Source organism: Bradyrhizobium sp. SZCCHNR1017 (genome assembly GCF_032381375.1).
GTDB lineage: Bacteria > Pseudomonadota > Alphaproteobacteria > Rhizobiales > Xanthobacteraceae > Bradyrhizobium.
The window spans coordinates 257,724-270,931 of record NZ_JAUHIR010000007.1; the positions used below are offsets into that span (position 1 = coordinate 257,724).

A 13,208-nucleotide genomic window follows, 5' to 3' on the forward strand; every position below is an offset into this window, starting at 1 on the left:
CATGGCCGGAGGCAATAGCCGACCGGGGGCGTCGCGCCGCTGACGCGGGATGTCAGCCTGCTGTCAGAATGGACGGCGCCGGGGTGGCCTGGGACGTCGCGGGCTGCGGCCAGCGGAGTGCCGAGACGATGGCCGGCGCGATCGTGATCCTGGCGCCGCCGAGCTGGGAACGGCCGATCTGCAGCCGCCAGCCATAGGCTTCGAGCACGTCCTGCACGATCGCGAGCCCCAGCCCGCTGCCCGGCCCCTGCTCGTCGAGGCGGCCGCCGCGCTCGAGCACGCGGCCGATCTTCGCGTCCGGAATGCCCGGACCGTCATCCTCGACAGTGACGATCAGAGGGGTCGCACTGGCGACGATGCGAACCGTGCTCGCCGCATGACGCGCGGCGTTCTCCAAGAGATTGCCGAGCACCTCGGCGAGATCCGTCCGATCCATGCCGACGCGCAGGCTTGGGGGCACCTGGCCATCGAAGCTGACATGGGCGGCCGCCGGCGTGCGGCCGAGCGTCCCGAGCAGCGCATTCACCAGGGGCGCCAGCTCGGTCGCGGCCTCCGGCCCGCCGCGGGCCTTACCGCGCAGCCGCGCCAGCGCCAGTTCGCGATCGACCTGCCGGCTCATCGCCTCGGCGACATCCTCGACATTGCGCGCCAGCTCGAGCTGGCCGAGCTCCCTCAACCGCGCGGCGTCGGCCGCGAGTGCGGCGAGCGGCGTCTTGAAGCCGTGGGCGAGATCGGCCGCACGGCTGCGCGAGCGCATGATCTCGCGGCTCTGCGCATCGAGCAGCGCGTTGACCTCGTCAACCAGCGGCGCCACCTCGGTCGGCACGTCCACGGGAAGATGCTGGCGCCGACCGCTGCGGATCTCGGCGACGCCACGGCGCAGCACGCCGAGCGGACGCAGGCCGAGCGTGACCTGAACCGAGGTGCCGACGGCGAGGATGACGGCCAGCACGGCGAGCGCGATCGACAGATCCTTGGCGAAGGTCCGCACCGCGCTGGTGGCGCCGTCGAGGTCGTAGGCCACAGCCGCGCGCACGCGGATCTGGCTTTCCGGATTCATCAGGATGCCGCGCTCGGCGACCAGCACGTGTTCGCCATCCGGCCCGGCAAGCTCATGCTGATGCACGTCGCTCGGTCCGGGCTCGTCGATCGGCAGCGGCAGGATGGTGTCCCACAGCGAGCGCGAGCGCAGCAACTGGCCATGATCGTCCGAGATCTGCCAGTACAGCCCCGACAGCGGGACCACGAAGCGCGGATCGGCTGGCGGCCGCGCGACCACGATGCGCCCTTCCGCATCGACCTCGAGGCCGTTCAGCAATTGGCGCAGATGAATGTCGAGATCGGAGGCGAGCGTCCGCGCGACGTGGCGCTTGAACAGCACGACCATGCCGAAGCCGGCGACGCCGAGCGCGACCAGCAGCGCGATGGTGCCCGCCGCCACCAGCCGCAGCCGCAGCGAGCCGAGCCTCATTCCGCCGTCTCCGGGATCATGTAGCCGAAGCCGCGGCGGGTCTCGATGATCTCGGCGCCGAGCTTCTTGCGGACGCGCCGGATCAGCACCTCGAGCGCGTTGGAGTCGTGCTCGTGGCCGAGGCCGTAGACGTTCTCCTCCAGCTCATGCTGCGGCACGACGCGGCCGCTCTGCCGCAGCAGATAGGCGATCAGCCGGTATTCGAGCTGCGACAGCGTCACCGGCACGCCAGACAGGCTGACCTTCATCTGGCGCTCGTCGAGTGCCAGATCGCCGGACGAGAGCACCGGCGCCGCATGGCCGGCGGAGCGCCTCACGATCGCGCGCAGCCGCGCCAACAGCTCTTCATTGCGAAACGGCTTCGGCAGGTAGTCATCGGCGCCGGCGTCGATGCCATCGACCCGCTCCGCCCAGCTCGCGCGCGCGGTCAGGATCAGCACCGGCACGTGCCGCCCGGCGCCGCGCCAGCGCTTCAGCACCGACAACCCGTCCATGCCGGGGAGGCCGAGATCGAGGATCACGGCGCCATAGTCCTCGGTGTCGCCGAGAAACCAGGCCTGCTCGCCGTTGTCGGACGTTTCGACCAGATAGCCCGCCGCCTGAAGCGTCCGGGCCAGGTCGGACGCCAGCCGCGGATCATCCTCGACCAGCAGCACTCGCATCTATTTTTCCTCGATCCGTTCGATCTCGCCGCTGCGCGCATCGACATAGACCTCGCGCACGCGGCCATCGCGGCCGATCACCCGAAACTCATAGCGCCAGCGGCCCCGCTGGCGGTCGACATCGATTCCCATCACGTCGCCGGCGACCCGGCCGCGCAATCGCGGCAGGATCTCCGATAGCGGCAGGACGTCGCCCGCCTCGACGGCGCGGCGCACGGCGTCACGGCGCTCGCGATCATCCTCGCGCGCCACCGTCGCCGCGGATGCCGCCGTCGAGATCAGCATCGCAAATACCGTGATGCGCATGAACCGTCCGATTTGAGGCAAATGCATGATCTTCCCGGGGCCTGACGCTCTGATCTTCAAAGCTCGTCGTGATTTGTTGCGCTCTCGCCACTGGGTTCGAATTGCGGAGGTCGACTTGCGGGGGTCGACTTGCGGAGCGTTCGCAAATGCTAAGGAGATGGTGCGGATTTTAGTTTGAACTTCCGATGTCGGAATTGCGCTCAGGCCGATGCGGGGGTGGGAAACTCCAAGGGATCGGCATCCTGCCCGAGACAAGCTGACGTCTCGCTGACTCAACCTGACAGGATGCTGTCACGCTCGTTGCGACATCATCGCGTCCGGACGGAGCGAGCCGGGGGCGCGGTGAGTTCGGAGACGAGAATGCGTAAGACGATGACATTGGCAGCCGTGCTGGCGGGGCTGGGCGGCCTCTTGGCCATGTCACAAGCCAGCCGGAACGCAGCGCCCACGCTGGTGCCGGTGGCCCGTGCCGTTGACGGCGGTCTTGAAGCTGGTCTTGGAGCTGATCTTGGAGTTGGTCTTGGAGCTGGTCTTGGAGCCTACCCGCATCTTGCGGCGCTGCATGCGCGGGCCGAAGGCGAGCCGCTGAGCTACGAGCCGGCCCGCCGGGAGCGCGAAGGCGACGACGACGATCAGGACGAGTCGCGGCGGTGAGGCAAACCGGCTCTGCCGAAGCACTGACCGGAGCTAAGCCGGCAGTCCCGCTTCGTACCAGCGACGCGTCGCCCTGACGATGCGCACGACCGAGAGCATCACGGGGACTTCGACGAGAACCCCGACGACGGTCGCGAGCGCAGCCCCCGAGTCGAGCCCGAACAGGCTGATCGCGGCGGCAACCGCCAGTTCGAAGAAATTGCTGGCGCCGATCAAGGCGGCCGGAGCCGCGACGCACCAGGCCACGCCGAGCCGGCGGCTCAGCCAATAGGCGATCCCCGCGTTCAGATAGACCTGGATCAGGATCGGCACGGCCAGGATCGCGATGACGACCGGCTGCTTCAGGATCTGCTCGCCCTGGAAGCCGAACAGCAGCACGAGCGTACCGAGCAGCGCCACGAGCGAGACCGGTTGCAGTACCCGCAAGGTGCGCTCCAATGCCCCGTCCGTGCTACGCAGCAACGCCCGGCGCCAGAGTTGCGAGACGATGACCGGCACGACGATATAGAGCAGCACCGACAGCAGCAGGGTGGTCCAGGGCACCGAGATCGAGGCGACGCCGAGCAGCAGGCCCACCAGCGGCGCAAACAGGAACACCATGATGACGTCGTTGAGCGCGACCTGGCTCAGCGTGTAGTGCGGTTCGCCGTCGCACAGATTCGACCAGACGAACACCATCGCCGTGCACGGCGCCGCCGCCAGCAGGATCAGACCGGCCACGTAGGACGACAACTGGCCTGCGGGAAGCATCGGCGCGAACACGTGGCCGATGAAAACGCTGCCGAGCAGAGCCATCGAAAACGGCTTGATCGCCCAGTTCACGACCAGGGTGACGCCGATGCCCCGCCAATGCTCCTTCACGTTGCCGAGCGCCGCGAAATCGATCTTCAGCAGCATCGGAATGATCATCAGCCAGATCAGGGCTGCGACCGGCAGATTGACCCGCGCCACCTCCGCCGACGCGACAGCCGCGAACAGCCCCGGCATCAGATGGCCGAGACCGATGCCGACGATGATGCAGAGCAGGACCCAGACCGTCAGATAGCGCTCGAAGATCGTCATCGGATCAGGCCACGTCGGAGCGGAACGACGTTGCGCCCTCGCCCGTCCCGATCTCGCGCAGCCGCGTGCCCAGCGACATCGAATCGATGCGACCGAGCGGCAGATTGATGAAGGCGTCGATCCGGTTCTTCAGATAGCGGAAGGCGGTCGTGAACGCCGCGAGCTTCGCCAGCTCCGTGCCTTCGGCCGCCGCCGGATCCTCGATGCCCCAATGCGCAGTCATCGGCTGCCCCGGCCAGATCGGACACGCCTCGCCGGCGGCGTTGTCGCAGACCGTGAAGACGAAATCCATTGCCGGCGCGCCGGCGGCGGCGAACTCGCTCCAGCTCTTCGAGCGCAGATCGCCGGTCGGATAGTCCATGCGCGCGAGCGTCTCGAGCGCCAACGGATGCACCGCGCCCTTCGGCGTGCTGCCGGCGGAAAAAGCGTGGAAGCGGCCCGCGCCGTCCTTGCGCAGGATCGACTCGGCCAGCACCGAGCGTGCCGAATTTCCGGTGCAGAGGAACAATACATTGTAGATGCGGTCAGACACGGCTCTTCTCCTTGCGCTTCGGCGGACAGCACGGGGTGAGACTTGCGATGACGGGCGCGCAGACCTCCGGCCGGCCGCCGCAGCAGTCCTGCAGCAGGAACAGCGCGACCTTCTGAAACTGCGTGAGATCGGCCCGGTAGACGATCGAGCGGCTGTGCCTGATCGAACTGACGAGGCCGGCGCGCGCCAGCACGGACAGATGCGCCGACAGCGTGTTCTGCGGCACCTCCAGCAGACGTGCGAGCTCGCCGGCCGGCAGACCGTCGGGCTCGTGCTGCACCAGGGTGCGAAAGGCCTGCAGGCGCGTCGGCTGCGCCAGCGCCGCCAAGGCCAGAACGGCTTGCTCGTTTTCCATATATCCAGAACTATCGATATGATGATCCGGCGTCAAGGCTGACGAGTTCGAATGGTCCGTGTCGACGATCGGGAGACGAGGCGCCCGAAGGCTCACCGCAAGCGCAGGCGGGTGCCATCGACGGTGAGCTCGCCGTCCCGTTCCATGCGTGCCAGCGCACGATAGAGCGCCTCATGGGTGACGCCGAGCTCGGCGGCCCAGTCCTTCTTCGACCGGCCGAGCTCGACCTCGACGCCCTCCCCCTCGGTCTCGATGAAATGCACGATCCGCTCGCGCGCCGTCTTCAGGCTGAGCCGCTCCGACTGCGCCCGGACCTTGCGCAACTCGCGGGCGAGATGATCGCACCATCGGTCCCCGATCTCGGGACGACGCAACGCTTCGGCGAAGGCCTTGCGGTCGATCGCGAGCAGCGCTGAGTCCTGTGTCGCGACGGCGTCGCAATGATACGTTGACTGATCGAGGCTGGCCTCGGCGAGAAAGCCCCGGCGGGCCCGCTGCAGGACGATGTCGTCGCCGGCGCGCGAGCGGCGCACCAGCCTCACCTCGCCGGTCAGCACGAAGAACATCGCCCGCGGCCGATCCCCCCGGCAGAACACCGTGCCCTGGCGCGGCACCTGGATGCGCCGGGTCTGCAACCGCGCGGCCGCCGGCAGCGCGGCAAGCAATGGCGACAGCCGTGCAAGGGCGCGCCAGTCGAGCGGCGGGCGCGTGCCCTCGGGCGGGAGATGGAAGGTCCTCGGCATATGATCAGGATCATATGCGCTGCCCGGCTGCGCGGTCTAGGGAAGACGCCACCGCGTTCGCTGAAATGGAGGTCCTCATGCGCCTGCGTCTCGCCGTCATCACGCTGGCCCTTGTTGCGTCCGCCGGCATCGCCGCGGCGCAGCACCACGGCCATCACGACCACGGCAGCCATGGGGCGCTTCCGCCGGACCAGCGCGAGCGGGTGGCGTTTCCGCCCGATCTCGCCGAGCACACCCTCGCCAACATGCGCGACCATCTGCTGGCGCTGCAGCAGATCAACGACGCGCTTGCGGCGGGCGAGCCGGACAAAGCCGGCCAGATCGCCGAGCAACGCCTGGGCATGAGCTCGCTGCGTCTGCACGGCGCCGCTGAGGTCGCCGGGTTCATGCCCCAGGGCATGCAGGAGGCCGGCACCGCCATGCACAAAGCGGCGAGCCGCTTCGCCATCGAAGCGCAGAATGCGGGTGTGACCGGCGACCTCAAGCCGGCGCTGAAGGCGCTCGGCGAGACGATGGCGGCCTGCGTCGGCTGCCATGCCGGCTACCGGCTGCGATAGCGCGCCGGACAACCGACCGCGCGCGGCGCGCACTCATGGATATTTCCAATATTCTAGAAATATCGTTTGACTCCGGCGGGCCGCATGCCGCATCCTCCACATCATGAAGCTCGATGACGCCGCTGCCCGCCTGGAAGCCCTCGGCAATACCACGCGCCTGAAGATCTACCGCGCGCTGGTGCGCGCCGGGCATGCCGGGATGCCGGTCGGCCGGCTGCAGGAGCGGCTGAAGGTCCCGGCCTCCACGCTGTCGCACCACGTCAAGACGCTGGTCGCGGTCGGGCTGATCTCGCAAATGCGCGAGGGCACGACGCTGGTCTGCCATGCCGAATACGACGTGATGCGCTCCCTGCTCGGCTTTCTGGTTTCCGAATGCTGCGTCGAGGAGCGCGACTGCGGCACCGCGAGGCCGGCGGCCTGATGATTTCGCCCATTAATTCGATATTTCTAGAAATATAGGAGGGAGTACATGACGGACGCCAAGACGGTCGCAATCATCGGCGCCGGCCCGGTCGGGCTGGCGGCAGCGGCCCATGCGCTGGCGCGCGGCCTGACCCCGGTCGTGCTGGAAGCGGGTCCGGAAGCCGCGCATGCGGTGCGGCAATGGCAGCACGTCCAGTTGTTCTCGCCGTGGAAGTACAACATCGATAGCGCGGCGGCGCGGCTGCTCGCTGCGACGGGATGGAATTCGCCCGAGCCCGAGGCCTACCCGACCGGGCGCGAGCTGATCGAATCCTATCTCGCGCCGCTGGCGACGCGCACTGCGCTGCGCGACGTCGTCAGGACCTCGCATCGCGTCACCGCGATCAGCCGGGCCGGCTTCGACAAGGCCACGTCGAAGGGACGCGCCGATGCGCCGTTCGAGATCCGCATCCACAACGGCAAGGGCGAGGCGGCGCTGCAGGCCGACGCCGTCATCGATGTCTCCGGTGCCTGGTTCTCGCCCAACCCTGCCGGCCATAGCGGACTGCCCGCGCTCGGCGAAGCCGCGCATGCGGCGCGCATCGCCTACGCGATGCCGGACGTCCGCGGCGCGCAGCGCAGCCGTTATGCTGGCAGGACGGTCGCGGTGCTCGGCGCCGGCCACTCGGCGATCGGCACCCTGATCGACCTGGCCGCATTGGCCGAGGTCGCGCCGGGCACGCAGGCGATCTGGCTGTTGCGCGGCGACGATCCCGCGAGGGCGTTCGGCGGCGGCAGCGCCGACCAGCTCGCCGCGCGCGGCGAACTCGGCCTGGCCTTCGCCGCGCTGGTACGTTCGGGCCGCATCCGGCTCGAGCCCGGCTTCGGCGTCACGGGGATCACCGATGAGGACGGCCGGTTGCGGATCGCCGCGGACGGCGACCGCCGCATCACCGCCGACGAGCTGATCGTCGCCACCGGCTTCCGCCCCGATCTGTCGCTGCTCGCGGAGCTGCGCCTGCGGCTCGATCCCGCGATCGAGGCTACTGTTGCGCTCGCGCCATTGATCGATCCGAACGAGCATTCCTGCGGCACGGTGCGGCCGCATGGCGCGCGCGAGCTGGCGCAGGCCGATGAGCCCGGGCTCTATCTCGCCGGCATGAAGAGCTACGGCCGCGCGCCGAACTTCCTGATGATGACGGGCTATGAGCAGGTCCGTTCGATCACCGCCGACATCGCCGGGGACAAGGCCGCCGCGCATCGTGTCGAGTTGAAACTGCCGGAGACCGGCGTCTGCACCCGCGGCGGAGTGGAGAGCATTGCAGCCCTGCCCGGCTGCTGTGGCGGACCGGCGCCATCGGGCGTAGACAGTTGCTGTGCCGATGACGCCAAAGCCAAGCTGGCTGGCCGCAGCGGCCGCGGCTGCTCATGACGCCGAGCCAAGGAGAGGTCGACGGGAATGCAGGCAAGACGGCTGGGCGTGGTCATCGCTCTCGGCACCGCCCAGACGCTGGCCTGGGGATCGAGCTACTATCTTCCCGCCATCCTCGCCGACCCGATCGCCAGGGATCTCGGCCTGTCCAACAACTGGTTCTTCGCCGCCTTTTCCGCCTCGCTGATCATCTCCGGCCTGTTGGGTCCGCGCATCGGCCGCCAGATCGACCGCGTCGGCGGCCGCCAGGTGCTGTGCGCCTCCAACATCGTGCTGGCGATCGGACTCGCACTGCTCGGCCTGTCGCATTCGCTGTGGGTGATGGCGCTGGCGTGGCTGTGGCTCGGCGTCGGCATGGGGCTCGGCCTCTATGACGCCGCGTTCGGCGCGCTCGGGCGCATCTATGGCAAGGATGCACGCGGCGCGATCACCGGCATCACCCTGATCGCGGGCTTCGCCTCCACCGTCGGCTGGCCGCTGAGCACGCTGGGGCTCGCGACGATCGGCTGGCGCGAGACCTGCTTCGCCTGGGCGATCGCGCATCTCGTGATCGGCCTGCCGCTCAATTTGTCGCTGCCGCGGGCGACCGTGATGGCGCCCGGCGATATCCCGACGGGCAAGCCCAACATCCCGCTCGACCGCCCGATGGTGCTGATCGCGTTCGCGATGGCGGCGGCCTGGACCGTGACCGCGGCGATGGCGGTGCATCTGCCGCGGCTGATGCAGGCGTTCGGCGCGACGCCCGCGCAAGCCTTGTTCGCCGGCATGATGATCGGGCCGGCGCAGGTCGCCGCGCGCGTGTTCGAGGCCGGCTTCCTCAGCCGCTTCCATCCGCTCGCCTCGGCGCGGCTCGCCTGCATCACCCATCCGATCGGCGCCGTGACGATCGGGCTGTTCGGCGGGGGCGCCGCGGCGGCGTTCGCGCTGCTGCACGGCTCCGGCAACGGCATCCTGACGATCGCTCGCGGCACCCTGCCGCTCGCCATCTTCGGCCCCGTCAACTACGCCTACCGGCTCGGCCTGATCGGGGCGCCGTCGCGGATCTGCCAGGCCTTCGCGCCGCTGCTGTTCGGCCTGCTGATCGATGGGCTCGGCCGCGGCGTGCTGATCGTGTCGGCGAGCCTCAGCCTGTCGGCGCTCGCCGCCCTGATGCTGCTGCCGGCCGAGCGCGCCGAGACGGCGGTGCCGCTCGACACCACCGACAAGGCGGCTTGAGCCGGTAGCCCTTTCTTAACCAGCTTTCTGCGCCCACCGCTCACCGTGCCGCTACGGACGGGCATCCATGAGCGCATATACGAAAAGTTGAAGGTTGGATTGAAGGATACCCGTGGTCATACGGGGGTCATTCACGACACGATGGCATTGCAGCGCAAACACATGCTTCGCGTCGGGGCGGTGGCCGCCTGCGTCGGGATCTTCCTGGCCGGCGCCGATTTCGCCGTGACCGCGCTGATCGGCAACCAGACCGCGCGGCAGCTCAGCGAGCTCAGCAAGGTGGCGCTGCGCCGCTCCGAGGCGGCCATCGACTCGGCCGGATCGATCCTGAACCGCCTGATCGCGAAAGGTCCGATGGACTGCAGCGCCGTCGCGCTGCAGGCGCTGCGCCTTCACGTCTATCAAGGCACCATCATCAAGGACATCCGCACCGTCGACCGCGACGGCGCGGTCGAGTGTGCGGCCTATTCCGAAACGCTCGAATTCGACAATGGCTGGGCGCGGCGCGACGAGATGTTCAAGTCCGCCGACGGCGAGCTGCGGCTGTTCCGCGTCGAGCAGTTCACCGGCGCCGCGTTCGGCGTGATGCGCGACATCGACGCGCAACGGTCTCTGGCTGCGATCCTGCGCATCGATGGCAACCTGCTGGACGTGATGCCGGTCGGCCTGCGCGCCGAGAGCAACGTCACCCTGACCCTGCCCGATGGCGAGCAGGTGGCCGGCTATCATCCCGATGCATCCGCCAAGTCTCCGGCGCAGACCGTCGCGTTCACCACCGTGTCCGACCGCTATCCGCTGCAGGCCACGATCCATGTGCGGCCGCAGAGCCTGAGCACCCGCGGCGACCTCGCTTATCTCCTGACCATGCTCGCCGCCGGCACGCTGGGCGGCATGTTCGGCCTGTTGCTGGCGAGCTATCTCAGCCGGCCGGTGGACCCGGTCGCCGAGCTCGACCGCGCGCTCGCGGCCAACGAGTTCAAGCCCTATGTGCAGCCGACCTTCCGACTGAAGACCGGCGACATCGTCGGCTGCGAGATCCTGGCGCGCTGGGAGAAGCCGGACGGCCGGCTGATCCCGCCGATGAGCTTCATCCCGCTCGCCGAGACCACCGGCCGCATCGAGAAGCTGACCTGGCAGCTTCTCAAGACCGCCTTGCGCGAACTGCAGCCGGAGATGAAGCAGGACAAGCTGTTCAAGCTGTCCGTCAACATCACCCCGCGCCATCTGCTCGGCGACCGCTTCATCGACGATCTGCGCAAGACGGTCGCGTCGTCATCGGTCTCCACCCGCCAGGTCGTGCTCGAGGTCACCGAGCGCGAGGAGCTCGCCGATCTCGCCAAGGCGACTGATGTCGTAAAGGAGCTCAGCGAGCTCGGCTTCCGCGTCGCGCTCGACGACGTCGGCATCGGCCATAGTGGCCTGTCCTATATCCAGCGGCTCGGCGCGCGCATCCTGAAGATCGACAAGTTCTTCGTCGACGCGATCACCCGCGACCAGTCCGCCATCGTGGTGGTGCAGATGCTGGTGGCGCTGGCGCGCGAGCTCGACATGTCCGTGGTCGCCGAGGGCATCGAGCATCAGGAGCAGGTCGATGCGCTGATCGCCTGCGGCGTCGAGGAAGGCCAGGGCTACCTGGTCGCGCCGCCGCTGTCGCTCGGCCGCTTCAAGCAGTTCCTCGACGTGCGCCGGGCCTCGGCCGCTCCCGGCCAGGCCGGCGAGCCGGAACTGGCCGCCTGACGGCGAGCCCGCGCGCGTCGGGCACGCGCCTCACTGCCGGGTCATCTGTCCGCGAATCTCGCCGCCCGGGTTCGCCTGGGTGTGGACGTTGGCGTACCATTTGCCGGCCAGCAGATCGGCCGCCTGCGCATCGGTGATCACTGCGGAGCCCGTGATCGGCGGCTCCGGGCTCTTGAACGGCAGCACGATGCCGGCATTCTTGCCGGGCTCGCTGGGACCGTGGAAATGCGCGCCGATCGGCGGCCCGCTGAGGCCGGAGAAGGTGACCTTCCAGCTCAGCGTCTTGGTTGCGGTGTCGAAGCTCGCTTCGGCCGCGCCCGACGCGGCGGACGCGTTCGGCGGCACCTCGTTGGCGGCCTTGAGCTCGGACTTCAAGACGACGGTTTCGGCACGAGCCATCGGCGCGGCCGCGACCCAGGCGACGGCGAGCAACGCCAAATGAACGAATGTCCGTCCCATGGTTTTCCTCCTAAATCGTTATGTGCAGTTTCAGTGTTCGAGACCCCACGGGCAAGCTGATATTCCGTGGAACGCATTACCACCCCAGGCATGAGCAGCGGCCCCGGCCGCGTTGATTGAACAATCCCGACCCCTGTGCCAAACAGGACGGGAACACAAAGGCCTCGAAAGAAAGCCATGGCGGATCGAATGGTTGCTTCCAGGACGGCGCGCGGCAAGGTGGGGCGGCCTCCGCTCGAACGTGCCGGCGAGGTTGAGGAGCGCATTCTCGACGCGGCAAAGACGGTGTTCCTCGCAAACGGCTTCGAAGGCGCGAGCGTCGACGAAATCGCGCAGACCGCGCGCGCCGGCAAGCCGACCATCTACGCGCGATTTCCCAGCAAGGCCGTGCTGTTCGCGGCCGTCATCGGCCGCCAGGCCGCGCGCAACACGCAGTATGAGAACCTGGTGCCGCAGGGCCGCACCTTCCGCGCCCGGCTGATCAGCCTCGGGCTCACCTTGATCGAGCGCGCCTTCGTCGAGGACACGATCGGCCTGATGCGCACCGCGATTGCGGAAAGTCCGCGCTTTCCCGAGCTGACGCTCGAGATCCAGGACACGGCGCGCAAGCGCGCCACCTGCAATGTGAGCCACGCGATCGGCGAGCTCGCGCGCGCCGAAGGTCTCGCCGGCAAGGGCGCGTTCTCGGCCGACCGCATCGAGGACAGCGCACGGATCTTCCTCGATCTCGTCGTGTTCGCCGTGCTGATCCGCAGCCTGCTCGGCGAGGACATGCGCGCCCTGAAGAAGGAAGCCCAGGCGCATGTCGAGAAGCGCGTCGACTTCTTCCTCGCCGCGACGACGTGATCCTAAATCTTTTTGTCCTTGCGCAGCTCCGGAAAGATCGTCTCGTCCTGCAGGATCACGTCCGCGGTGCGCTGATAGTGCGCCGTGAGCAGCGCAACCGCGCGTTCGGTGTCGGCGTCGAGCACGGCGTTCACGATGTCGGCGTGCTCGTCGCCGACGGGGCGTGACGGAAACGCCTTGCGGATCGACAGCCGGCGGTAGCGATAGAGCTGGTCGGCAAGCTGGCCGCAGAACGCGATCAGCGACTGCGAGCCGCAGTTCGAGATCAGGACCCGATGATAGATCCGGTGCAGCCTCTCCCACTCCGGATTGTCCTCGAACGTCGTCGCGCTGAGCGAGCGCGGCGCGCGGCTGAGCCGATGCTGCGCCAGCACCAGTTGCTCTTCCCAATCGGGCGTCGCCGCCGCCATCGACTCGCGCAGCGCCAGCGCCTCGACCCAGCAGCGCGTCTTGGTCAGTTCGGCGAGCTCGGCGCGGCTGATGTCCTTGACGTAGAAGCCGCGCTGCTCGCGCACCTCGACCAGTCCGTCGGCAGTCAGGCGGTTGAGCGCCTCGCGCAGCGGTGTCTGCCCGGTCTGATAGGTCTCGGTCAAAAACCGCATCTGCAGCTTGCGCGACGGCGCCAGCCGGCCGGACAGCAGGTCCTCGCGCAGCCGGTCATAAACATGACTCGCCTGCGTCGACGGGCCCTGCCCCTCGGCCTCCAAAACCGCATCCACGCCCGATCTCCTCTGAATCAGACGACATGTATAGAGCGAGGCTGCAGAACATGAAA

The 13,208-nt window shown here is 68.2% G+C and carries 16 protein-coding genes; 7 read left to right on the top strand and 9 right to left on the bottom strand.

Annotated elements, in window-relative coordinates; translation table 11 throughout:
* Positions 1-52: 52 nt before the first annotated feature.
* From QW863_RS19310 to QW863_RS19320, 3 genes are read right to left on the bottom strand one after another with little or no spacing between them, the layout of a single operon-like run.
* Complete coding sequence (locus QW863_RS19310; protein ID WP_315712714.1) at positions 53-1,471, bottom strand: sensor histidine kinase; 1,419 nt, start codon at positions 1,469-1,471, stop codon at positions 53-55.
* Positions 1,468-2,133 carry a response regulator transcription factor gene (locus tag QW863_RS19315; protein WP_315712715.1) on the bottom strand — a complete coding sequence of 222 codons (666 nt, stop codon included), beginning with the start codon at positions 2,131-2,133 and terminating at the stop codon, positions 1,468-1,470. The genes QW863_RS19310 and QW863_RS19315 overlap by 4 nt, the downstream gene beginning before the upstream one ends.
* Positions 2,134-2,439 (bottom strand): PepSY domain-containing protein, encoded by a 306-nt coding sequence (locus QW863_RS19320; RefSeq protein WP_315712717.1) that lies wholly within the window; start codon positions 2,437-2,439, stop codon positions 2,134-2,136. It abuts the gene before it with no gap.
* A 360-nt stretch (positions 2,440-2,799) separates the two neighbouring features.
* Between QW863_RS19320 and QW863_RS19325 the strand changes: the two genes are divergently transcribed.
* Positions 2,800-3,093 (top strand): hypothetical protein, encoded by a 294-nt coding sequence (locus tag QW863_RS19325; RefSeq protein ID WP_315712718.1) that lies wholly within the window; start codon positions 2,800-2,802, stop codon positions 3,091-3,093.
* A 33-nt stretch (positions 3,094-3,126) separates the two neighbouring features.
* Here the strand turns inward: QW863_RS19325 and arsB are convergent, their stop codons facing one another.
* The 4 genes from arsB to QW863_RS19345 form a co-directional block, all read right to left on the bottom strand.
* Complete coding sequence (gene arsB, locus QW863_RS19330) at positions 3,127-4,155, bottom strand: ACR3 family arsenite efflux transporter (RefSeq protein WP_315712719.1); 1,029 nt, start codon at positions 4,153-4,155, stop codon at positions 3,127-3,129.
* 4 nt (positions 4,156-4,159) lie between these two features.
* Positions 4,160-4,687 carry an arsenate reductase ArsC gene (locus QW863_RS19335; protein WP_315712721.1) on the bottom strand — a complete coding sequence of 176 codons (528 nt, stop codon included), beginning with the start codon at positions 4,685-4,687 and terminating at the stop codon, positions 4,160-4,162.
* Positions 4,680-5,042: a metalloregulator ArsR/SmtB family transcription factor gene (locus QW863_RS19340; protein WP_315712722.1), complete on the bottom strand. Its 363-nt coding sequence runs from the start codon at positions 5,040-5,042 to the stop codon at positions 4,680-4,682. The genes QW863_RS19335 and QW863_RS19340 overlap by 8 nt, the downstream gene beginning before the upstream one ends.
* Before the next feature lie 92 nt (positions 5,043-5,134).
* Positions 5,135-5,785 (bottom strand): Crp/Fnr family transcriptional regulator, encoded by a 651-nt coding sequence (locus QW863_RS19345; RefSeq protein WP_315712724.1) that lies wholly within the window; start codon positions 5,783-5,785, stop codon positions 5,135-5,137.
* A gap of 77 nt (positions 5,786-5,862) precedes the next feature.
* On the opposite strand from QW863_RS19345, the gene QW863_RS19350 reads away from it, so the two are divergent.
* From QW863_RS19350 to QW863_RS19370, 5 genes are all read left to right on the top strand, one after another.
* Positions 5,863-6,342: a hypothetical protein gene (locus QW863_RS19350; protein ID WP_315712725.1), complete on the top strand. Its 480-nt coding sequence runs from the start codon at positions 5,863-5,865 to the stop codon at positions 6,340-6,342.
* A 103-nt stretch (positions 6,343-6,445) separates the two neighbouring features.
* Positions 6,446-6,763 (top strand): metalloregulator ArsR/SmtB family transcription factor, encoded by a 318-nt coding sequence (locus QW863_RS19355; RefSeq protein WP_315712726.1) that lies wholly within the window; start codon positions 6,446-6,448, stop codon positions 6,761-6,763.
* A gap of 48 nt (positions 6,764-6,811) precedes the next feature.
* A complete protein-coding gene (locus QW863_RS19360) occupies positions 6,812-8,176 on the top strand; it encodes an NAD(P)-binding domain-containing protein (RefSeq protein WP_315712728.1) in 1,365 nt (454 codons plus the stop codon).
* Positions 8,177-8,203: 27 nt separating this feature from the next.
* Positions 8,204-9,391: an MFS transporter gene (locus QW863_RS19365; protein ID WP_315712730.1), complete on the top strand. Its 1,188-nt coding sequence runs from the start codon at positions 8,204-8,206 to the stop codon at positions 9,389-9,391.
* Positions 9,392-9,553: 162 nt separating this feature from the next.
* Positions 9,554-11,128, top strand: coding sequence for an EAL domain-containing protein (locus QW863_RS19370; RefSeq protein WP_315712731.1), 1,575 nt, complete (start codon positions 9,554-9,556; stop codon positions 11,126-11,128).
* A gap of 30 nt (positions 11,129-11,158) precedes the next feature.
* Here QW863_RS19370 and QW863_RS19375 read toward each other — a convergent pair whose 3' ends face one another.
* Positions 11,159-11,587: a CHRD domain-containing protein gene (locus QW863_RS19375; RefSeq protein WP_315712732.1), complete on the bottom strand. Its 429-nt coding sequence runs from the start codon at positions 11,585-11,587 to the stop codon at positions 11,159-11,161.
* 189 nt (positions 11,588-11,776) lie between these two features.
* Here QW863_RS19375 and QW863_RS19380 point away from each other — a divergent pair, with 189 nt between their 5' ends.
* The gene (locus QW863_RS19380; RefSeq protein WP_315712733.1) at positions 11,777-12,433 is read left to right on the top strand and encodes a TetR/AcrR family transcriptional regulator; all 657 of its coding nucleotides are present in this window, start codon (positions 11,777-11,779) and stop codon (positions 12,431-12,433) included.
* 2 nt (positions 12,434-12,435) lie between these two features.
* On the opposite strand, the gene QW863_RS19385 is transcribed toward QW863_RS19380, so the two are convergent.
* On the bottom strand, positions 12,436-13,152 hold the full coding sequence (locus QW863_RS19385) for a GntR family transcriptional regulator (protein WP_315712735.1): 717 nt from the start codon (positions 13,150-13,152) through the stop codon (positions 12,436-12,438).
* Between the last annotated feature and the right edge of the window lie 56 nt (positions 13,153-13,208).